Below are 21,453 nucleotides of genomic sequence, written 5' to 3'. Positions count from 1 at the left end.
TATAAAAGCACACACACTCTCACTCACCTTATTGACCGAAAGACGCATTCACGTGGCTATTCATCGTAAAATTCTGCGCTGGCTTGAGAACGAATTGTTCGAGGGCAATATTCAGCTGGGTCAGGACCTGCCCAACGATAGCGAAATTGCGCGCGCTATTGGTGTGGGTCGTTCCCGCACCCGCGAGGCTCTGCGCACCCTGGAAGATATGGACCTGGTGCAGCTGTACAACGGTCGCGGCAAGGAAATGCTGGTGCACCTGAGCGATGAGCCTGCCGCTGCCGCCAGCGCTGCTCTGCGCCTGCACATGTCCAGTTCGCGTTACCCGACTCGTGACCTGGTGCAGACCCGTATCCTGCTGGAAAGCTGGGCGATTGCGCGTATTGACCCGAAGACCGCCTCCTTCGCGGAGATGGACGAGGTCCTGGCGCAGATGGAAGACTTCGACCTGTCGATTCGTGACTTCCTGGAGCTTCTGCTGACCTTCCACCACCAGGTGATGCGTTGCGCAGGCAATGAGCTACTGGTGGGTCTGCTCGCGTCGGTGCGTCAGCCGAGCTTTGAGTCGATGCTGTCGCTGGTGGGTCGTATGCCGCTGTGGAGCAGCGCTGTGGAGCGTCTGCGTGCTGAGAGCCGCGCTATTGCGGAGGCTTTGAAGGCGGGCGACGCTGCGACTGCTCGCGCCATGGTGATTGGTCAGTTGCGCGGCATGTATGCCGATGCCGGCATTGACCTGGAGCAGGAGGCGACCTCGGCGAATGGCCTGCCGGGTGAGCCGATTGCGTCTGAGTTTGCGCCGGTTGACGTGGATGAGTTCGCCGCAGATGACTTTGATGATTTGCTGCAGGATGACCCGTCTTTCGCTGATGCGGAGGCGTTGCCCGCCGCGGATGCGCCTGTTGCAGCACCCGCTTCTGTGGAACCTACTGTTGAGCCTGTTCAGGCTTCTGCGCGCTCTTCTGCTATGGAGTATACGGTACCTGAGGGCGATATCGTCTACATTGAGGAGACCGTTTCTGAGGCGCCCGCTGAGCGCGTTTCGGCTGATGGGCCTGCCGAGGCTCCTTCCGCCTCTAATGCTTCTGACAAGGCAGAACATACTGTTCCCGCACCCTCTCAGACCGCGCTGTCTCAGCCCGTACCTGCTGTAGCTCCCGCGCAGCCTGCCGCTCATTCGGTGAGCGCAGATGTGCCGCTGAGCTTCGGCACCCCGCGCCGTAGCACCTCGGTATCGCAGGTTACCCCGGCTGCTTCTGCGGCACCGGTTGCTTCTGTAGCGGCTAGCTCCCAGACTCTCGCTTCCCAGCCCCTCAGCTCGCAGACTCTCAGCTCCCAGACCCCCAGCGGTCAGCTGCCGAGTGTCCCTGCCGCGTACGCGCAGGAAGAGGCTGAGGGTCCCGCGAAGGTTCTGCGCGCCTCCACGGCGGCTCCGCGTCGTCGTAGCGGCCAGATTGTTTCCCCGGTGCGTGCGACCATCATTAAGCCTGTGGATCGTAGCAAGGTGCTGACTGCGCCTGCCCGTACCGCGCGTCCCGCGGCTGTTGTGACTGCCGCGGCTCCTGCGGAGTCTGAATCGGCTGAGAATGTTCTGCGTGCCCCTGCGCGCCAGGAGGCGCCCGCTACTGAGCCTGCTGAGCCTACCCGTCTTGAAGCGGCTGCGACCATTCACGATACCTACGAGAAGCTTCCGCATGAGGAGCCGGTGCAGGAGCGCGGCGGCATCTTCTCGAAGATGAAGCGTTTCTTCGGTGTGGATGTGTACGAACCTGAGCATGACGAAGCTCAGGAGGGCACTGAGAAGGAGCAGGTTCTGAAGGCTGAAACGAAGCTCGAGCCCCAGCCCGTCATTGATGAGGAGGCGCTGGCTCGTGCCGAGGCTGAGCGTGCTGAGCGTTTGAAGGCGTTGCACGCGGCGGCTGAAGAAGAGGTAGCTGAGGAAAGCGCCGTTGAAGAGGTTTCGATGGAAGAGCTAGTTGAAGAACCCGCTGAGGCTTCTGCCTCCGCGCAGGAATCGGTTGCGGAATCGGTAGAGGCCGCCTCCTCAGCTGAGGAGAGCACTCCTGATGCTGCTGTAGCTTCTTCCGGTTCGGTGCTGTCTCATGGCCGTGCTAAGGGCTCGAAGAAGTCGAAGAAGAAGCGCCGTTAGGGTTACCGAATCCCCGTTTTCGCCCCGAGATATCCTCGATATACCCGCGGGAAAAGCGGAAATTCAGGGAAAAACTCCTGAAAAGCCGCTCTCGAATGGTGAAAATGGGGGTAAACCTAGTACTCTAGGTAGGTAGCGCTCTAAAACGCAAGGGTATTTCTGTGCCTAAAATGCGTTTTGGATCGGTTATACCGGTATAAATATCCCCGGGTAGCTACCGAGTCGAATGGCTCGGCCGGGTACGAGTAAAGTGAGGAAATCCTATGGGTTCCGTTATCAAGAAGCGCCGCAAGCGTATGTCCAAGAAGAAGCACCGCAAGCTGCTTCGTAAGACCCGCCACCAGCGCCGCAACAAGAAGTAAATAGACTTCTTTCGCCCCGCCCTCCGTATGGAGAGGCGGGGTTTTCGCGTTCCTGCAGTTTTGGCGGGCCGGGTTTTGTACGCCAGGTTTTGTATTTGTAGAGGGTATGTGCGGGTCACTTGTTTGGGGTGCGGCGCGCTATCTGAGAGACTGGGATTATGACTGAAACTTCCACCATTAAAGTTCACCTCATGCGTCACGGCGAGGTGCACAACCCCGAGCGCATTGTGTACGGCCGTCTGCCCGGTTACCGTCTGTCCGATAAGGGCCAGCAGATGGTGCGTCTGAGCGCTGAGGAGTTCGCGGCTCGTGCTGAGCGCGGCGCCCGTTTCGTGCATATGGTTTGCTCGCCGTTGCAGCGTACCCGTGAGTCTGCCGCCCCGGTTGAGGAGCTGCTGGGTCTGACTGCGCAGCCGGATGAGCGCGTCATTGAGGCGGATAACTATTTTGAGGGTCTGCACGTGAACGCGCAGGAGCTGCTGAAGAACCCGCGTCACTGGACTAAGCTGTACAACCCGGCGCGCCCCTCCTGGGGTGAGTCGTACCTGGATCAGATTCGCCGTATGGCTGCAGCTGTTCAGGATGCGGCGCGTACCGCCTACGAGCGCGGCGGCGAGGGTGCGGAGGCGATTATTGTGTCGCACCAGCTGCCGATTTGGATTACTCGCCTGGGCGTTGAGGGCCGCATGCTGCAGCATGACCCGCGTGCCCGTGAGTGTAACCTGGCGTCGATTACGACTCTGGCGTTTAACACCACTGATTTTGAGCATGAGATGCCGAATTTTGTGGGGTATTCGGAGCCTGCTGCGCCGCTGTACGGTGGCGTGATTCAGCTGCCCGGTAGCTAACAAACCCGGTAGCTAAAACATCCGGTCGCTAAGTTCCTGAAGCTGTTTTTGAGCATAGAGAAGAGGCTGTGAGCCCATCCGTTGCGGATGCGCTCACAGCCTCTTTCTGTAAATCTTGAGGGGCGCACGAGCTGCAAACCTAGCTGTCCTGACTAGTTCTGCCCGTTACCCTGATTTGGCGTGCCGTCCTCGGGGTCCTGCTTGTTGTTCGATTCTGCTTCGCGGCTGCGGCGTTCGCGTTCTGCTTTTGCTTTGAGCCAGCGCAGGTACTCTTCATCGTCGTCGGGGGAAGATACCGAGGGCGCCGGGGTGCTGCGTCGCTGACCGAAGCTGGGGCGAGGAGCGCCTGCTGCGGGCTGTGCTGCGGGCTGTGCTTTGGGGCGGCCCAGGATAAGCCACATGAGCGGGCCCACCACGGGGAAGAGCAGGGTGACGAGAACCCACAGCCACTTGGGCAGGGTTCGCGCCTCGTGTGCGGGGGTGCGGACGGCGTCCAAGAGGGTGTAAAGGGTCAGCCCCACGATGAGGGCGGCGCCGCCAATAATCAGCATGGCTCGAATCATAAGCACTACTATGACATACCGCCGCGTTATTGCGGAACTGTGAACGGGGTGCCCGCCAACGGCTTAACGGCGCGGCAATCCGGCGCAGATTCGTACGTCGGCTTAGTAACCGGTGAACACCTGAACCTCGTGGCTAATAATATCCAGCGAGCCCAGCCACACGGCGAGGGCAAGAATCACGGAGTACACGAGCGCCACAATACCCGCCTGCTTGAGAACGGGAATCAGGTCGCGGCCGCCGCGCGTCCACACGGTCACGCAGGAGTGGATGGTCGGGCCGACCAGCAGGAAGATCAACAGGAACCAGGGGTTCTCATCGAGCAGGAGCACACCCAGGCCCAGTGCCAGCGCCATCTCCACGATGTAGGTGATGCGCGACCAGCGTTCGCCCAGGCGGACCGCCATGGTCAGCTTGCCCGCCTCAATGTCGGTGGGAATGTCACGTACGTTATTCGCCATGAGCAGCGCACAGGAAATCAAACCAATGCCGATAGCACCAACCCAGCCGAGCAGGGTCAGGGTGTGCGCCTGTGTGTAGAGGGTGCCCAGGGTCGCAACCAGACCAAAGTAGACGAAGACGAACACATCGCCCAGGCCCATGTAGCCGTAGGGGTGCTTGCCGCCGGTGTAGCCCCACGCCGCGAAGACGCTGGAGGCGCCAATCGCCAGGAACCACCACTGGTTCGCCAGAGCCACCAGGGCAAGACCGGCGAGCATCGCTAGACCGAAGCAGGCGAAGGCGGCGTACTTGACGGAGCGGGGGCTTGCCACGCCGGAACCGACGAGGCGTAGCGGACCCACGCGGTCTTCGTCGGTGCCCTTGATGCCGTCGGAGTAGTCGTTGGCGTAGTTCACGCCGACCTGCAGGAAGAACGCGACGAGGAACGCCAAGAACGCGTAGAGCGGCTTGAATTCGTTGACCTCGTAGGCGGCAGCTGAGCCGGCAATAATGGGGGCGACGGCGAGCGGCAGGGTGCGCAGGCGAGCGCCTTCAATCCATTGGGCGGCAGTTGCCACGTGGGTTCCTTCCGGGTCTAAGTGCGTATGATGCGTGGGTTTTGTGCGTGACGGTCAGGGCATGCGGGCGGCTGCGTGTGCGGGGTGAAAACCCGCGGATGAGCCTGCTTTAGCCCTGACGGTAGTCTCTGTCCAGGATACTGTATATTTTTGCGCGGTCCGGCTTGCCGGTGCTGGTGAGCGGGAAATCCGGCAGGATGCTCAGCTGCTTGGGTGCGGCGGGGGCGCCGAGCTTTTCGGCGCAGCGGGCACGCAGCAGGGCGCAGAGTTCTTCGTTCAGGGCGGGGCGATTCTCGGTAGGTGCAGCCGCTGCACCGGCAGAAGGTACGAGCGTGACCGCGGCGGCTATGGCTGTGCCCCAGCGGGCATCGGGCAGGCCGACTACGCAGGCTTCGCGTACGACGGGGTGCTCTTCGAGGACGGTCGCCACGGCGCGGGCGGAGATTTTTACGCCTCCGCTGATGAGTACGTCGTCGCTACGGCCGAGCACCTGCAGGCGCTGCTCACTACAGTTCTTGTTGCTGTTGGGAGCTGCTGCAGGGCTCAGCAGCCCGTAGTCGTCGGTGCGGTACCAGCGGGTGCCGTCGGCGGCGGTGAAGAAGTGCTCGGCGGTGCGGGCGGCGTCGCCAATGTAGCCGCTGGCGAGGTGCGCGCCGCTGATCCAAATACGGCCCACCTGTGCGGGTTTCCCACCGGTATCCGGCACGGCGGGCATACCTTCTTCGGGGACGAGCTCAACCCGCACGCCGGGCAGTACGGAGCCGGAGTAGACGCATCCGCCGGCGGTTTCGGCACTACCGTAGGTGGTCACCGTATTCAGCCCAAGCGCGGAGGCGGCGGCGAGCAGGTCGGCGCTGGTGGGGGCGCCTCCGAGCAGGATTCCGGTGAAGGAGCCGAGCGCCTCGTGAATCTCAGCGCCCAGGCGCGGGTCGGCATCCGCGCTTTCAAGGAGCTTATGCAGCTGGGTGGGTACCAGGGAGATAAACCGACGTGCCGAGCTCATCTGCTCAACCGCCTGCAGGAAAACCTCGGGGCTAAAGTGGACCGGCTCAATGACGGAGCGGGCAATCACCGGAGCGGTACCGGCGAGTATGGAACGGGCGAGCACCTGAGCACCGGCAATATAGTGCGCGGGAAGAGCCAGAAGCCACTGCGATGCTGCATCGGAGTTTGAGCCGAAGAAGCGCTCGGTGGCTGACGCACTGGCGGCAAGAGCTCGGGCGGTCAGTGCGGTGCGTTTGGGGGTTCCGGTGGATCCGGAGGTGCCCACCACCAGGGCAATAGGCTCCGCAGCCGCGCCCGCACCAGCATCCGCCGCGTACCCGCCCAGTAGCTGCTCAAAGGCGCCCAGCATGGTGTGCGGGTCGGCGGGCTGGTCGGCGCGCACCTGTACCGCCTGCGGGTGCAGGGCTGCCTCCTGCGGAGCGGGGGAGGGGACGAGCCCGGGTACGGGGGTATTCATCATGGCTAAATCCTTAGCGGCTGCGTGCTGTCATGCGCCGGTGTCATATGCCGGTGCGGCATCAAATGCGCCGGAGCCGGATTCTTAGCTGAGGTTCTCAGGGTTGAATCCGGCTCCGAGCCTATGCATCTGAATCTACTTCTGGAGAAAAGGGGCTGTCTCTTAGAAGTAGTAGGGGTAGTTGGACCAGTCCGGGTCACGCTTCTGCAAGAATGCGTCACGACCCTCCACAGCCTCGTCGGTCATGTACGCCATGCGGGTTGCCTCACCGGCGAAGACCTGCTGGCCGAGCATGCCGTCATCAGGCAGGTTGAAGGCGTACTTGAGCATGCGGATTGCCTGCGGGGACTGGCGGGCAATGTGCGCCGCGTATTCCAGTCCCTTGTTCTCGAGCTCTGCGTGGGGGACTACGTCGTTGACTGCGCCCATTTCGTACATGCGCTGTGCGTCGTATTCCTTGGCGAGGAAGAAGATTTCGCGGGCGAACTTCTGACCCACCTGGCGTGCGAGCAACGCCGAACCGTAGCCTGCGTCGAAGGAGCCGACGGTTGCGTCAGTCTGCTTGAACTTGCCGTACTCCTCGGAGGCGATGGTCAGGTCAGCCACCACGTGTAGGGAGTGGCCGCCGCCTGCCGCCCAACCGGAGACGAGGGCGATAACGACCTTGGGCATGGTGCGGATGAGGCGCTGCACCTCCAGGATGTGCAGTCGGCCCGCGCGTGCCGGGTCGATGCTTTCCGCGGTCTCACCGCTGGCGTAGTGGTAGCCGTCGCGGCCGCGGATGCGCTGGTCGCCACCGGAGCAGAATGCCCAGCCGCCGTCCTTGGCGGAGGGGCCGTTGCCGGTGAGCAGCACGGTGCCCACGTTGGAGGTCATGCGTGCGTGGTCGAGGGCGCGGTAGAGTTCGTCCACGGTGTGCGGGCGGAATGCATTGCGTACCTCGGGGCGGTCGAATGCGATGCGCACGGTGGGCAGATCGCGTACGATTTCGCCGTTTTCGTCGCGCTGAACCTGGCGGTGGTAGGTGATGTCGGTGAAGTCTTCGAAGCCCTCAACGACGCGCCAGTCGGCGGGGTTGAAGATGTCCGAGACCTTTTCGGGAAGTTGTGCAGTCATAGACCCTATTCTACGTTGCCCGGGCGCTAGGTGAGGCTGCGAACCAGGTTGCCGAGCGTAGCGAATCAGGTTGCCGGGCATATAAGAAGGCCCGGACCGCGTGTGTGCGGCCCGGGCCTTAGAAGTTGGGTAAGGAAGCTTACCCGGTCTTGGTTACCTAGGGGTTACTTGACCTTTGCGAGCTCTACCGCGCGGTCGAACTCTTCGTCAATGGCGTCGTTCTTCTTGTAGGTCATGAGCGAAACCACGATGGCGACAAGCAGCGCCGAAGCGAAGCCGGGAACCATTTCGTAGAGCACGGACTTCATCGGGCTCTGGCCCCATGCGAATGCCACAACGGCACCGGTAATCATGGAGGCCAGTGCACCCTGGGTGGTCAGCTTACGCCAGTAGAGGGAGAGCAGAACGGTCGGGCCGAAGGCCGAACCGAAGCCAGCCCAAGCGAATGCGACCAGCTGCAGAATGGAGCTGTTGGGGTTCCATGCCAGGGCACCGGCGACCAGCGCCACGATTGCCACGCCTGCACGGCCGAGCCACAGGGACTTGCCGGCGCTGAGCTTCTTCGAGGAGAAGATGCCGTAGAGGTCCTCCACCAGAGCGGAGGAGCACACAATCAGCTGCGAGGAGAGGGTGGACATAATAGCCGCCAGAACCGCAGCCAGAATCAGACCGGCGATGAAGGGGTGGAAGAGGATCTGCGAGAGGTCCAGGAAGACCGACTCAGCGGTTTCCGGGTTGGTGAGGGAGGCCTCGGGGTGGCGTGCAAAGTATGCGATACCCATGAACGCGCCGCTCAGTGCACCGAACACGGTCAGAACCATCCAGCTGATGCCGATGCGGCGGCCAGACTTAGCGTCTGCGGGGGTGCGCATCGCCATGAATCGCACGATAATGTGCGGCTGGCCGAAGTAGCCCAGACCCCACGCGAGGGACGAAACGATACCGGCGAAGGTGGTGCCTGCGAAGATGCTGAGGGCGTCGGGGCGAACCTGGCTGATGGATTCAACCACCGGGCCTACACCGCCAAGATCGATGATGGTGATGACCGGCACGGCGATGAGTGCTGCAAGCATGAGCAAACCCTGAACCATGTCGGTGTAGGAGGCGCCCATGAAGCCGCCGAAGAGGGTGTAGAACACGGTGATGCCTGCCAGCAGGAGCATGCCGGTGTGGTATTCCTGTCCGAAGGAGGACTTGAAGAACAGACCGCCGGACACCATACCGGAGGAGACGTAGAAGGTGAAGAACACTAGAATCACGACGCCGGAGACGATGCGCAGCACGCCCTTGGTGTCATGGAGGCGGTTGCTCAGGAAGACGGGGACGGTCACGGCGTCGCCGGCAACTTCGGTGTAGCTACGCAGTCGCGGTGCCACGAACTTCCAGTTGCACCATGCGCCGATGGTCAGACCGACGGCGAGCCATGCCTGGGAGAGGCCGCTGAGGTAGACGGCGCCGGGCAGACCCATGAGGAGCCAACCGGACATGTCGGATGCGCCAGCCGAGAGTGCGGCGACGGTGGGGGAGAGCTGTCGCCCGCCCAGCACATAGTCGTCAAGACTGTTGTTTTTGCTATTTGCCCATAGGCCGATTGCGATCATGGCAACAAAATAAATCGCCAGCGCGATGACCTGGTATGTACTCGCGGCCATAATGTTCCTTCTCTCCTGGTGATAGTGTGCGCCTGTGTGTATTTATGCGCTACCCCATAACTTTATGAGTGGCATAGGATACAGTCTAGGCTTTGAGGGCTTGAAAATAAAGTCTATTTGACGTCTAGGAATGAGAAGCTGTGGAATAAATATGTATTTGCTGTGTAAATTTTGTGGTCGTACAGGTGGGGTGCTGTGGGAGCATGTGCGAAAAAGTGCCCGAAAAACCCCTGGATTTCAGGGTTTCGGGCACTTGAGTGAAAGATATGTAGTTGAAAAGCAACGCAAACGCTCAGTGGCATATGCATCTAAAACGAATTAAACGAAAAATTTAAAAGCCGTTCGGAGTGTTGAACTGTTACACAACAATGTCACAGAGGCTTAGAGATCCCTCACAACCCACGGCTCAGAAGCCATACGAGCCGGGTCAAAACGCTCCAAAATCGCCGCCGCATTAGGCACCGGAACATCCGCGGAATGGGCGGATCCATCAGCGTTATACACCGGAATAGACGCGGCAATCCAACCCAAAATCGTCGGGATTTCAACGCCGGCCTCATGCAGCTGCGGCAGGGTTACCGCCCCATCGCGCTTCGCCAGGCGCTTACCCTCCTCATTGAGCGCCAGCGGCACGTGAGCGTAACGCGGCTGCGTCAAACCCAAAAGCTGCGCCAAATACGACTGGCGAGGCGCCGAAGGGAGCAGATCATCACCGCGCACAATCTGCTCAACCCCCACAAATGCATCGTCCACCACGGAGGTCAGGTTATAGGCGTAGGTGCCGTCATTGCGCACCAGCACAAAATCATCTACCAGGCCGGTGTAGGTGCCGTAAAGATCATCCTGCACCGTGTAGCTCGTGCACTCGGCACGCAGGCGCAGAGCCGGCGGACGCTGAGCACGGCGCTCCTCCCGTTGCGCCTTGCTCAGCTCACGGCAGGTGCCCGGGTATGCGCCCGGCGCACCGTGCGGGGCGCTAGAAGCCTCCTGAATTTCGCGGCGGGTACAGAAGCACTCATAGACGAGGTTCGCCTCGCGCAGCTGCGCAACCGCCTGCTCGTAGGCGGCAAGGCGCGTGCTCTGATACAGTACGCCCGCCTCTTTGATCTCGGCTCCCTCAACGCGCTCTGTCGGGGCGCCGGGGCTCGCGTCCCAATCCAGGCCCAGCGCCGCCAAATCGGCAATCTGACGCTCTGCAGCACCCTGGCGCACGCGATCCAGATCCTCCACACGCAGGTAGAAGGGCTTGCCGCCGCGGCGCGCCATCGCCCACGCCAAAATAGCGGTACGCAAATTACCCAGATGCAAATCCCCCGAGGGGGAGGGGGCGTAGCGTCCGGTACCGCTGGGGAAAGGCAGGTTTGAAGGGGTGGAAGACGAGGTGAGGGAAGAAGTCATACTCCTATCCTATAGGGCGTGATTTCTGGTTCTTGCTCAGGCCCTAATCAGAGCTGGGCTAGCTGAGAGAACGTGCTACCCGGCTAATCAATCTGCAGAGGTTGTCAAGCATCACGTGCCACCTGCCCGTAGAGGCGTAATTATGCGGAATGATGCACTTTTATGCCCTTAGTGATGTGCAATAGTGCAAAAATATGTTCTCTGGAAGCCCGAATAGCCCCGCAAGTACCAAAAATTACAGTAGGGTTGTATCTATGGCTCGTACTATTGAACTCGCAGACGGCGTGTACCGTATTGCGACCGACAACTACCGACTGAACACCGGACTGGTCCTCGGACTGGAACGGGCACTTGTCGTGGATACCGGCGCAGGTCCCCGTCAGGCAACCGAAATCTATGATGAGGTTCGCCGTCTCACGCGCCTTCCTATCACCGTCGTAAACACTCATGGACACTATGAGCGTTTCTTCGGTAACGATGTTTTCGCGGCAATGGGTGCCGAAGAATTCTGGGCGCATCCTCGCGCCGCGCGCGCAATTCGTAAATACGGTGAGGCGCAGCGTCCCTACGTCGAGACGCTCGAACCGGAAATGGCGCACCATCAGGGTGCAGCCACCAACATTATTGTCCCCAACCGCCTGGTCGCCAATAGCGGTGACGGCATTACCTTCACCCCCATTGATCTGGGTGAGCGTAGCGCAACCCTCATGTACATGGGTCCCGGCCACACCGATGGTGACATCCTGGTCGGTATTGAAGATGTGCTCTTCATGGGTGGTCTGATTGAAGAGGGTACCGACCCCTACTTCGAGGATTCCTTCCCGGATCGCTGGATTGATACTCTCGGTGCCGTGCTCGAATTTGATCGCTACCGTGTGTTTGTGCCCGGTAATGGTGAGCCGGTGGACCGCACCTTTGTGGAGCGTGAGCGTAACACCATGGTGACCGCTATTGAGTCGATTCGTTCCTCCACTCTGGACCGTGAGGATGAAGCAACTACCGCGGCAATGTATAAGCTGCCGTATGCGCCGGGTGCGACTCGCTTCCTGCTGGATCGATTGGCTCAGCTGGAGAACGCACCGGTGGCGGCGTACCTCGATTCGGAGCACCCGGATACCAGTGGTTTCACGGGTCCGATTACTCTGGGTCAGGCATCGTACTAAACCCCGTATGCAATATGCCTCATGGGGTATAAATACAGGTGAGGGCTGGTTTCTGTGATAGAAACCAGCCCTCACCTTTTATATAGCCTCAGCTGTTTACCTTCAGCGAGGTGACGTTTTTAGTGCTGAACGTACTGGGCGCGCATTGCCTCGCAATCAGCCTTCAGGGAGGCAGGGACCTCACCCATTGCCTCGCACAGCTGAACGAAACGGTGACGCCAATCCAGGCGCTGCAGCGCCTGACGAATCTGCTGCTCACCCTGTGCCGGAGTCCAGCGGGAGGCAGCCTCGGCAACCTGCGCGAGGCCCGCACGAGCATCCGCGTGGTCAATGTCGATGGTCGCGCCGTCCCAGAGAATCTCGCGTACGGTGGTCGTGTTCGGAACCTTGCCGACCACGGTCACGCCCGAAGCCAACGCATCGGTCCAACGACCGGTGATGTACTCCTTGGTCGGGTGAGTGTAGGGTGCCGGGCTGACCGAAGTAGAGAACGCCAGCAGGAACTTCGCGCGGTTCAGAGAATCCTGCAGGTGCTGAGCCGACTCGCGGTCATTTGCGCCGAAGGGTGGGCGGCCCTCAAAGCTCAGACCCAGCTCGCCGGCGAGGGCGGCGGTCGCCTCGTCATCTTCGTAGGCGGCGGGCTGACGGCCCACGCGCAGCAGGTCGGTGCTCTTCGACTCCAGCGCCGCCAGACGGTCGCTGAACTTGCTCCAAACATCCGCACCCCAGGGCAGAACGCCGGGGGCCTTCACGCCCGCAGCGGTCCAGGGCTGAACGTCGTCAACGTCCGCAACGAAAATACGGTCGTAGGTGGAGGACTTAGCCACCGCGGGAATACGGTCATCCCAGAAACTATCAATCACCCAGCCGTAAATCGCGCCGTAGCGGCGGAACGCGAAGGAACGCTGCGAAATGGCGTACAGCTGACCGGGGTCAGAAGCAATCACCAGGCAACGCTTAGAGCCGCCCTTGAGGCGGGGCAGGCGCGCCAGAAGCTTGGTCTCCTTGCTGAGGGATGCGCCCACATCCACGGTGTGCACGGTGCCGCCGGTGTAGCGGGCGAGAAGCTCCGCCATGGCGTGTACGGGAACCCAACCGGCTCCGGAGGGGACAGCAACAATAATATCGAGTGAGCTCATGAGAATCCTTGGGAGCGACGTCCGCCGCATGCACCGGGCTAGCCGGGGTAAAACCTCGGGTCGCGGGCGGTGTGCATCAGCGGCAAGAGCGTGAAGGTCAATAAATGATAGATAGGGTGCCTTACGTCAGCAGGCGCGCAAAAAACACGAATGCAACGGCGAGTGAAACCGCTACGACCGGCTAGCTTTCAGCCACGGAAGGCTACGGCACAGGTAATTTTCAGTATATCGTTCAACCCTGCGCACGGGGCTTAGCCTGCTGCCTTTAGAAACAGTTTTAGGGTGTGTGAATGCGCACCTCAACGCCCGATTCGGTGCCAAACCCGGCAGCCATGCGCGCCAAATCAGTGTTCGGGGCGGCAGCCACCGTGAAGAAACGGTCCACAGCGGCGGTGAACTGCTCCTGACGAGCCATATCACCGTGTTCAAGGGTCGTGAAAATACCGCCACCGGCATCGTCAAAGACCTCAACACGCAGCTCGGGAAGAAGCTCCGTATTCGGCAGGTTCAGCGAGGACACATCGTGCTGGAAGGTCAGGTCACCGCACAGCAGGGTCACCGGCAGGGCGGTACCACCAATGACCGGGAGGGAGTTCTCATCCACACCGGCAGGGTAGTAGCCAGACAGAGACACGCCAATAGCGGTCGCAATTGTGCCGTCAATACCGGCAAGACCGCGATTAGCAAACACGCGCGCGGGGGCGGGCTCGCCCAGGGCGGGGGCTGCCGCATCCAAATCACGCACCAGGTTTGAGGATCCCAGTACGAGCAGGCGGCGCTGAGCCACCGCATCCTGCCAGACGCGGCGGGCGTAGGAGCGGCCAGCGGTGCGGTTGCGGTAATCGGTGTAGTCAACCGTGCTCTCAGCACCGGGATGTTCGTAGGCGGCAATGGCGCGCAGACACTCATCCTGCAGCTCGCGGGCGGGCTCAACCCACTGCTCCAGCCAGCTCAGCTCGTCCACCAGCTCATCAGCGGCAGCAGAGGATGCGCACGCAAACTCGGCGAGCTCGTGCGGGGTTGACAGCTCCACGAAGGAGCGAGCGCCCGGCTCGTACCAGCTGGCGCGGCGCGGGGCGTAGAACGCGCACTGAATATCTTCGCGTTCCAGCAGTGCGGTAATCGGGCGCGAAAGCGTCGGGTGGCCGAAGAGCACCACACGCTCAATCTGCGCGGCGGGGGCGAACGAACCATCAGCGAGCAGCTGCGGGTAGTGAGGAATGGAGGTTGCGCCGTGGCGCGCCTCGGAGGAAGGCTCCGCAAACAGCGGCAGGTTCAGCACGCGCGCGAACTCCGCCGCAAACTCGCCGGCACCGTCAGCGGCAACCACCACGGTGCGGTGCGCCGGGGTGAACTCCGCAAGGTCCGCCTGCGCCTCCAAAGAATCCAGAAGCCAACGCTGCTCGGCGCTGGAGAGCCCGGAACCCTCGGCGCGGGCGGCGCGGGCGCGACCCTCAGCCTGCGGGTCGTAATCTTCCAGCAGGCTCTGCGCCCACTGCGGCAGCATCTGCGCAAAACGGCCAGAGGGGGTCAGCGGCGTATCAAAACAAATGTTCAGGTGCACCGGGCCAATCGGCTCCGTCGACTGCTTGCGCCAATGCTCGGCACTACGACCGGTCAGCGCATTCAGGCAGGCGGCAAAAGCCTGAGTCTGCTCACCCTCCACCTGCTCGGGGTAGGAGGTCAAATCAGCTTCAGCACGCACAAAAGGATGGAAGAAACTCGCCTGGCGGGTCGTCTGATTCACGCCGCTACCGCGCAGACGCTCCGGGCGGTCAGCGCTCAGCACCGCCAGGGGCACGCCGGCGTGGTACGCCTCCATGACAGCGGGCACGTACTCGCCCAGCGCCGTACCGGAGGTGCACACCAGACCCACGGGCTGACCGGATGCCTTGGCAATACCCAGGGCGGTAAAGGCTGCACTTCGCTCGTCCACGCGCACATGCGCAATGAGCGCGCCGGCTTCAGCGGCGGCGGCAATAGCGTACGCAAGAGGTGCGCTGCGGGATCCCGGAGACACGACAACATGCCGCATGCCGGCACGAATCAGCGAATCGAGCACGGATACTGCGGTGAGCATGGCGGGGGTTGAGCGGTTTTCAGTCACCGTACCATTCTAATGCCGTAAGGTTTTTCATTCAGTTATGGTTACCCTTCACGGGCGCAACCTTGATAACTACAGTCTTTACAGTCCGCAGGCGCGTTCCAGTACCCGGTAACAGGCGGTGACGCGCTCCACCCACCACTGGCGGGTCTGCTCATCGGTGGCAAGACGCTCCAGGCGCTGCGGGCTGGGGGTGATGGTGCGCAGATCCATGAACCCGTCGCGGGCGATGAGCGGCTCGTCGGTGACGTCCTCAGCCATGAGGGAGACCGTGCCCAGACCGCACCCGTACCTCAAAGTCGGTAGGGAGGCCGCCAGAGATGCACCAGTGGCAATGCCCACCGAAGACTCCAGAGCAGAAGAAACTATCGCCGGAAGCTGCGCCTGCTCAACCAGCGCGAGCGCACGACGCACACCACCCAGCGGTGCCGCTTTGATAACCATGAGGTCCGCGGCGTTCGCGCGAGCCACCTTCAGCGGGTCTTCCGCCTTACGAATCGACTCGTCCGCGGCAATGCGGGCGGGCAGCCTCTCCTTGGCGATGGCAAAGCGGAGCGCAGCCATATCTTCAATGGATGCCACGGGCTGTTCGGCGTAGATAATGCCGTACTCACAGAGCTTGCGCAGTGCATCAAGGGCACCGCCGAGGGTGTAGCCCATGTTCGCGTCCACCTTCAGACGCGCATTCGGGAGGGCATCTCGTGCCGCCGCCACGCGGGCAATATCGTCGGTGAGGCTCTGACCCTTCTCAGCCACCTTGATTTTGAGTTCCTGAATCTCACCCTCGTACTTGGCGAGCACCTCCGGCACACGCTCGGCGGGCACCGCGGGCAGGGTCGCGTTCAGCGGGATGCGCGTACGCACCGGTTCAGGGGCGGGTAGCCACGCCGCCTCCAGCGCGCAGGCGAGCCACGCGGCAGACTCCTGGGCACCGTACTCGAGGAAGGGTGCGAACTCGCCCCAGCCGTGCGGGCCGCAAATCAGCGCGCTCTGGCGGCTATTGACCCCGCGGAAGGTCACGGTCATCGGAATTTCGACCGTGAAAAGGTTCTCCAGAACCTCCTGCAGGGGCGGCAGGGGAGTGTTTGTGAGGCGAAAACCGTAGCCGAGAGGCGGCACGCTCATGCTGGTATTCAAGGTATCTGCCCTTCTTTGATGCGCTATGAGCTCACCATAGCATTCCGCTCTGATGCGGGTGCGCTCGCAACCCGTTTCGCATTCTCTGGAAACTCTCAGGTTGTGGTCGAAAAAACTTTAGTTTTTCATAGCTTAACCTGGGATAGTAGGTAGTTATTCGCCCGATGACTCGAACGATGTTGCGCGCGATGCGGTAGCTTGGGGGCTGCCGCTTTGACGAGCGGACATCGGCGGGCTCGGGTATGGCTAACAGACATGAGGGCAAGAAGGTACGAAGGGTTATGAAGAAGAAAACACCGGCAAATACATCGGGTTCAGGAAACTCCGGTTGGGAGAGCTCCGAAAATCTCGATGCTACCAGTGTGCTTCACCCCGCTGACGTGCATGCAGCCGCCGCTGATAACGCGCCGACTACGGTATTTTCCTCTGATGAGACTGCGGTGCTCTCTGATTATCAGGACCCGACTCAGGCGCTTTCTGATTATCAGGATCCGACTGCGGTTCTCTCCGATTATCAGGACGCTACCCAGGTGCTCACCTCCCACGAAACGGCTACCCATGCCGCTGCACAGAGTGATGACCGCACGAAAGTTTTGACGGATTACGGTTCCTCGCCGGCTAACAAAACTGCGCCTGCAGGTTCCATGAATACCGGTTCCGCGAACGCTGAATCTGCGAATACCGAAGTTATTTCTTCGCACCCCGACACCTCAGAGGTTATTGGCGCGACCCGCCCTCTGCCACGTGCCTACCGTGCCCCCATTAAGATTCCTGAGACGATTCCCTCGCCGCAGGAACGCGCCTCTCAGGGGAACTACAGCGCGGATGAACCGATGCAGGCTACGCGCCGCCTCGATCCGCCGAAGCCTCCGGTGAGTTTCCCGCTGAACAATCAGATGGGTGCTTCCCCAATGGGTGCGCCTCAGATGGGCGCTCAACAGCCTCTTCCCACGCGTGCGATGCCTCCGCAGGCACCTCCGCAGCCGGTGGCTTATCCTCCCGAGGCGTATCCTGCCGCCGCCTACCCGAATGGCACCTATGTTCAGACCGGTCAGGTTCCCGTGGATGCTTCGGGCCGCCCGGTGAATCGTCCCGGCGAAGAGCAGGGGCATCATCTTCCGAGTACCGGTATTTTGATGCGTCACGTGATGGCGTTGCTGTTCTTGGGTCTGTCTCTCTACGGGGCGTTTGTGTTCTTCATTTACACGGCGACCGGCCAGCAGGTTGATGAGCAGGCGTACACCGAGTATGCGCATCAGTTCAAGAGTTACCGCGGTCCGACCCTGACTGCGCTGGATTCTTTGCCCACGATTGTCGGCGTGATTGCGGTGCTGGGTCTGATTGCGGTGCTGATTTGGAAGCACCGGTTCCTGCCCTCGCTGATTGGCGTGCTAGTTGGGGCTGCGGCGGTGACGAGCACGTACCTGCTCAAGCACTACCTGATTGTGAAGCCCGACCTGGGTGTTCAGGAAGCGCTGAGCAACTCGGCGCCCAGCGGCCATACGACCTTTGCGGCGGCGGCTGGCGCGGCGCTCTTTTTGGCGGCGCCTCGTTTCTTGCGGCCCACGGTGGCTCTCTGCGCGGCATTGGCTACCTGCCTGACGGGTGCCTCCACGATTATTAATGGTTGGCACCGCCCGGCGGATGTGGTGACCGCTATTCTGGTCACCGCCATCTGGACGGTTGTGGGTATGGGTGTGTTGCGTTATGTGCGTCCGGCAGATTTTGCGGTGCCGGCGCGTGGCGGTTTGGTGCTGGTGCCGTTGATGACGATTGCGACGCTGTTCCTGTCGTTCTGCGCGGTTATCCTGTATCTGATTGCGATTTTTGCGCCGATTCCCGGTGGTGCGTTTACCGCGGCGACCTGCATGATTATTGCGGTGAGCTTTGGTACGACGGCGTTGATGGTGAACCTGTTGCGTCCGCGTAATAGTAATCGCTCCGCCTATTCGAAGGTGTGGAGTTATCAGTAGATGTTGTCCCCCTCCTTGCGCGGGATGTTTTAGCTCGGTGTGAGTTGAGGTATTGTCCTGTTGCGGGGAGGGGAATACAATATAAATAATTTAGTATTTTAAATACCAATAATAGGGAGGGGGTGCGCGCCCCCTTTCACTCACCCCTAAAGAGAAAGGTGCGTACCATGGCAGGTACCCATGAAGGCCGCGTCCTCGTATTCCCCCAGCTCACCGAAGCGCTGACCCCCTTTGAAGATAAGCCCCAGGCCCGCAAGATCGTTGATGCCGACGGCGGCAACCTGACCCTCATGGAACTGGCTGCAGGCCAGTCTTGGCACGAGCACCACAGCGTGCACCCCATCTTCGTGCAGGTGCTCAAGGGCGAGGTGATTTTCCACGTGAAGGACCGCGATATTACCCTGGTGCCCGGCAAGCCGATTCACGGGACCGCCAAGCTGTTGCACTCCCTGCGTGCCGTGAAGGACTCCACCCTGCTGGTGACCATGCTGACCGGCGAATCGCACCCCGAACCCAAGGTCAATATTGACGTCGAAGAGGTCTAAACCCCGGCCTCTAAACCCCTGACCCCAAAACCTTAGCTCGCCGCCGCATCTGCACAGGATGCCGCGGCGAGCTTTTTCTCTGTCCTCCTGCCCTCATATATACCGGCGAGAATGCCCTCACGCTACGCCCTGAGCTTTCTGCACGCTGGTTCGTCCCGCGCGGGCGTACCCTGAGAAGTACACTCCCGCTATCATCACAGGGAGCAACCCGAAAGGATACACCATGCCCAAGTCCCTGCAACGCCCCGTCGTTCTTCTCACCGGCGCCAGCTCCGGTATCGGCTACGACGTGGCACCGCTACTGGTGCGCTACGGCTACACCGTCTACGGTGCCGCCCGCCGCGTTGAGAAGATTGAAGAGCTCGCCTCCGAGGGTGTGAAAGCGCTCAGCATGGATGTTACCGATGAGGCGTCCATGGAAGCCGCCGTACAGCAGATCATTGATGCAGAAGGCCGCATTGACGTGCTCATCAACAATGCAGGCTACGGATCCTACGGTGCTATTGAAGACGTCCCCATCGACGAGGCGCGCCGCCAGTTCGAGGTGAACCTCTTTGGCCTGGCGCGCCTCACCCAGCTGGTGCTGCCGCATATGCGCGCACAGGGCAGTGGGCGCATCCTGAATATCTCCTCGATGGCGGGGCGTATTACCTCGCCCCTGGGTGCCTGGTACCACGCCACCAAGTACGCCCTTGAGGCGTTCAGCGATGCACTGCGCATGGAAGTTGAAGAGTTCGGTATTGACGTGGTCATTATCGAGCCCGGCGGCATCAAAACCCCCTGGGGACTCATCGCGGCAGACCACCTGGAGGAATCCTCCCGAAACGGTGTCTACGCGGCTCAGGCGCAGCGGGTTGCGGCAAATATGCGTAAGCTCTACTCGCCGTCCTCCAACCTCTCGGAACCCAAGGTTATCTCTAGGACCATTCTGCGAGCCCTGGAGGCGCGCCGCCCCAAGACCCGCTACCTGGTAGGTTTCGGTGCTAAGCCCTCCGTGCTCCTGCATACCGTGCTGCCGGACCGTCTCTTTGACAAGGTGGCGCGCCGTATCTTCTAGAACCGAAATAGCGGCGAACTAGAGCATTAAAAAGCGGGCGGTGCTGCGCGAAACAGAATGTTTCGTACAGCACCGCCCGCTACGTTTTTCAAGAGCTAGTACTAGTCTACTACGGCGTGGGTCGGATCGAGCACGCGCGCCAAGAAAGCCTGAGTACGTTCGTGCTGGGGGTTGCCAATCACCTGATCGGCGGGACCCTCCTCCACGACCACGCCATCGGCCATGAAGACGACCTTATCGGCGACCTCGCGGGCGAACGCCATCTCGTGAGTTACCACGATCATGGTCATGCCCTCGTCAGCAAGGTTGCGCATAATGCTCAGAACCTCGCCGACCATCTCCGGGTCGAGTGCACTGGTCGGCTCATCGAAGAGCATCAGGTCCGGGTTCATAGACAGCGCACGCGCAATAGCCACACGCTGCTGCTGACCACCGGACAGCTGAGCCGGGAAGCGGTCTTCCTTGCCTTCCAGACCAACCTTGGCGAGCTGCTCGAGGGCAACCGCCTCCGCCTCAGCCTTGGAACGGCCCAGAACCTTAATCTGAGCGATCGTGCAGTTATCCAGAATGTTCAGGTGGCCGAACAGGTTGAACTGCTGGAACACCATACCCATGTGGGTACGCACGCGGTTAATGTCTACGTCCGGGTCGGTGACCTCGGTATCGCCCACCATGATGGTGCCGTCATTCGGCTCCTCCAGCAGGTTCACGCAACGCAGCAGGGTGGACTTACCGGAACCCGAAGGGCCGATAAGGCACACGACCTCGCCCGGCTTGACCTGCATGTCAATGCCCTTGAGAACCTGAACCTTGCCGTAGGACTTGTGCAGGTTAGAAATGCGCACCGAGGAGGCGGCCATGGATGAAGTTGAAACAGTCATAGTATCTTCCGTAATCCGTATCTGTCGTTGCGCTTATTTGCGGCCCGCAAGCTGGGTGCGGCGCTCAAAGTATGCGGAGAGCTGGCCCAGCGGAACAGTGATAATCAGGTAGCACAGACCCGCAACCACCAGGGGAGTTAGGCCCGCGTTAGCGGCGGTCAGGCCCTCACGGCCGAACTTCGCCAGCTCGTACTGAGAAACCGTCACACCCAGCAGGTACACGAGGGAGGAGTCCTTGGTCAGCAGGATAACCTCGTTGGTCAGCGGGGGCAGAACCACGCGGAACGCCTGGGGAATAATGATCGAAATCATCGCGCGAGTGTGGGACATGCCCAGGGAGCGTGCCGCCTCCATCTGGCCCTTCGGGATCGCCTGCAGGCCCGCACGCAGAACCTCACTAATGTAAGCAGCCGAAACCATACCCAGGGACAGGGTCACCGGAATCAGGTTATCCACGAAGCGGATCTTGAACGCCAGGGGAATACCGTAACCGAACGCGAAGAAGACCAGCAGTGCCGGGATGCCGCGGAAAAGCTCCACGTACAGGGTCGCAATCCAACGGTAGGGAGCGATAGAGGAAATACGCATGAGCGCCAGCAGCAGACCGCCGGAGAGGCCCACGATGAAGCCCAAGGTGGTGTACAGCAGGGTGTTCTTCAACGCCACGGTGATGACGTCAGGGAACTGCTGAGCCGCAACGTCCAGGTTGAATACCTGCTGGCTGAGGGTCTTCCAGTCAGCCAGAAGAATGGCTGCCAGGGCGATAACTGCCAGAAGGGCGTACTGTGCGTAGCGGAAGAGCTTCTGCTTCTGACGGGGTGAGAGTTTAGAGGACATGCGTTTTCTTATCCGTGTGCTGTTTATCCGTGTGCTGTTCGGTCAAGAGCGTT

General features: G+C 60.9%; 18 protein-coding genes. 7 read left to right on the top strand and 11 right to left on the bottom strand.

What is annotated here, in order from left to right; all coding sequences use genetic code 11:
* Positions 1 to 52: 52 nt before the first annotated feature.
* The 3 genes from HMPREF3055_RS02805 (at position 53) to HMPREF3055_RS02800 (ending at position 3,356) form a co-directional block, all read left to right on the top strand.
* Positions 53 to 2,146 carry a FadR/GntR family transcriptional regulator gene (locus HMPREF3055_RS02805; protein WP_070737795.1) on the top strand — a complete coding sequence of 698 codons (2,094 nt, stop codon included), beginning with the start codon at positions 53 to 55 and terminating at the stop codon, positions 2,144 to 2,146.
* A gap of 263 nt (positions 2,147 to 2,409) precedes the next feature.
* Positions 2,410 to 2,508 carry a 30S ribosomal protein bS22 gene (locus tag HMPREF3055_RS09075; protein ID WP_005504750.1) on the top strand — a complete coding sequence of 33 codons (99 nt, stop codon included), beginning with the start codon at positions 2,410 to 2,412 and terminating at the stop codon, positions 2,506 to 2,508.
* Positions 2,509 to 2,666: 158 nt separating this feature from the next.
* On the top strand, positions 2,667 to 3,356 hold the full coding sequence (locus HMPREF3055_RS02800) for a histidine phosphatase family protein (protein ID WP_070737792.1): 690 nt from the start codon (positions 2,667 to 2,669) through the stop codon (positions 3,354 to 3,356).
* A gap of 152 nt (positions 3,357 to 3,508) precedes the next feature.
* Here the strand turns inward: HMPREF3055_RS02800 and HMPREF3055_RS02795 are convergent, their stop codons facing one another.
* The 6 genes from HMPREF3055_RS02795 to gluQRS all read right to left on the bottom strand — a co-directional run bounded on the left by HMPREF3055_RS02795 (position 3,509) and on the right by gluQRS (position 10,564).
* Positions 3,509 to 3,919, bottom strand: coding sequence for a PLD nuclease N-terminal domain-containing protein (locus HMPREF3055_RS02795; protein ID WP_070643029.1), 411 nt, complete (start codon positions 3,917 to 3,919; stop codon positions 3,509 to 3,511).
* A 102-nt stretch (positions 3,920 to 4,021) separates the two neighbouring features.
* Complete coding sequence (locus HMPREF3055_RS02790) at positions 4,022 to 4,936, bottom strand: 1,4-dihydroxy-2-naphthoate polyprenyltransferase (RefSeq protein WP_005508295.1); 915 nt, start codon at positions 4,934 to 4,936, stop codon at positions 4,022 to 4,024.
* Positions 4,937 to 5,045: 109 nt separating this feature from the next.
* On the bottom strand, positions 5,046 to 6,401 hold the full coding sequence (locus HMPREF3055_RS02785) for an AMP-binding protein (RefSeq protein WP_070691077.1): 1,356 nt from the start codon (positions 6,399 to 6,401) through the stop codon (positions 5,046 to 5,048).
* A gap of 159 nt (positions 6,402 to 6,560) precedes the next feature.
* The gene (locus HMPREF3055_RS02780; protein WP_070737789.1) at positions 6,561 to 7,514 is read right to left on the bottom strand and encodes a 1,4-dihydroxy-2-naphthoyl-CoA synthase; all 954 of its coding nucleotides are present in this window, start codon (positions 7,512 to 7,514) and stop codon (positions 6,561 to 6,563) included.
* Between the two features lie 164 nt (positions 7,515 to 7,678).
* Positions 7,679 to 9,166, bottom strand: a complete 1,488-nt coding sequence (gene putP, locus HMPREF3055_RS02775) for a sodium/proline symporter PutP (RefSeq protein ID WP_070737786.1) — start codon at positions 9,164 to 9,166, stop codon at positions 7,679 to 7,681.
* A gap of 381 nt (positions 9,167 to 9,547) precedes the next feature.
* Positions 9,548 to 10,564 carry a tRNA glutamyl-Q(34) synthetase GluQRS gene (gene gluQRS / locus HMPREF3055_RS02770; protein WP_070737783.1) on the bottom strand — a complete coding sequence of 339 codons (1,017 nt, stop codon included), beginning with the start codon at positions 10,562 to 10,564 and terminating at the stop codon, positions 9,548 to 9,550.
* A 254-nt stretch (positions 10,565 to 10,818) separates the two neighbouring features.
* Here gluQRS and HMPREF3055_RS02765 point away from each other — a divergent pair, with 254 nt between their 5' ends.
* Positions 10,819 to 11,727, top strand: coding sequence for an MBL fold metallo-hydrolase (locus tag HMPREF3055_RS02765; RefSeq protein WP_044150153.1), 909 nt, complete (start codon positions 10,819 to 10,821; stop codon positions 11,725 to 11,727).
* A gap of 119 nt (positions 11,728 to 11,846) precedes the next feature.
* Here the strand turns inward: HMPREF3055_RS02765 and HMPREF3055_RS02760 are convergent, their stop codons facing one another.
* The 3 genes from HMPREF3055_RS02760 to HMPREF3055_RS02750 form a co-directional block, all read right to left on the bottom strand.
* Positions 11,847 to 12,866 carry a glycosyltransferase gene (locus HMPREF3055_RS02760; RefSeq protein ID WP_044150155.1) on the bottom strand — a complete coding sequence of 340 codons (1,020 nt, stop codon included), beginning with the start codon at positions 12,864 to 12,866 and terminating at the stop codon, positions 11,847 to 11,849.
* A 277-nt stretch (positions 12,867 to 13,143) separates the two neighbouring features.
* On the bottom strand, positions 13,144 to 14,973 hold the full coding sequence (menD, locus tag HMPREF3055_RS02755) for a 2-succinyl-5-enolpyruvyl-6-hydroxy-3-cyclohexene-1-carboxylic-acid synthase (protein WP_070737780.1): 1,830 nt from the start codon (positions 14,971 to 14,973) through the stop codon (positions 13,144 to 13,146).
* 78 nt (positions 14,974 to 15,051) lie between these two features.
* Entirely contained in the window at positions 15,052 to 16,095 is a 1,044-nt protein-coding gene (locus HMPREF3055_RS02750; protein ID WP_070737777.1) for an o-succinylbenzoate synthase, read from the bottom strand.
* 374 nt (positions 16,096 to 16,469) lie between these two features.
* Here HMPREF3055_RS02750 and HMPREF3055_RS02745 point away from each other — a divergent pair, with 374 nt between their 5' ends.
* The 3 genes from HMPREF3055_RS02745 to HMPREF3055_RS02735 all read left to right on the top strand — a co-directional run bounded on the left by HMPREF3055_RS02745 (position 16,470) and on the right by HMPREF3055_RS02735 (position 19,682).
* Positions 16,470 to 18,080: a phosphatase PAP2 family protein gene (locus HMPREF3055_RS02745; RefSeq protein ID WP_246826879.1), complete on the top strand. Its 1,611-nt coding sequence runs from the start codon at positions 16,470 to 16,472 to the stop codon at positions 18,078 to 18,080.
* Between the two features lie 167 nt (positions 18,081 to 18,247).
* Positions 18,248 to 18,625 carry a cupin domain-containing protein gene (locus tag HMPREF3055_RS02740; RefSeq protein ID WP_070737824.1) on the top strand — a complete coding sequence of 126 codons (378 nt, stop codon included), beginning with the start codon at positions 18,248 to 18,250 and terminating at the stop codon, positions 18,623 to 18,625.
* A 223-nt stretch (positions 18,626 to 18,848) separates the two neighbouring features.
* Positions 18,849 to 19,682 carry an oxidoreductase gene (locus HMPREF3055_RS02735; RefSeq protein WP_070643041.1) on the top strand — a complete coding sequence of 278 codons (834 nt, stop codon included), beginning with the start codon at positions 18,849 to 18,851 and terminating at the stop codon, positions 19,680 to 19,682.
* 101 nt (positions 19,683 to 19,783) lie between these two features.
* On the opposite strand, the gene HMPREF3055_RS02730 is transcribed toward HMPREF3055_RS02735, so the two are convergent.
* Positions 19,784 to 20,563 carry an amino acid ABC transporter ATP-binding protein gene (locus HMPREF3055_RS02730; protein ID WP_070643043.1) on the bottom strand — a complete coding sequence of 260 codons (780 nt, stop codon included), beginning with the start codon at positions 20,561 to 20,563 and terminating at the stop codon, positions 19,784 to 19,786.
* Between the two features lie 33 nt (positions 20,564 to 20,596).
* Positions 20,597 to 21,400, bottom strand: a complete 804-nt coding sequence (locus HMPREF3055_RS02725; RefSeq protein ID WP_005504788.1) for an amino acid ABC transporter permease — start codon at positions 21,398 to 21,400, stop codon at positions 20,597 to 20,599.
* Positions 21,401 to 21,453: the final 53 nt, after the last annotated feature.

Origin of the sequence: Rothia sp. HMSC061C12, from assembly GCF_001815755.1 — a bacterium.
GTDB classification, from domain to species: domain Bacteria; phylum Actinomycetota; class Actinomycetes; order Actinomycetales; family Micrococcaceae; genus Rothia; species Rothia mucilaginosa.
The sequence above is the reverse complement of the archived record's forward strand: the minus strand, read 5'-3'. Positions and strand labels throughout refer to the sequence as shown.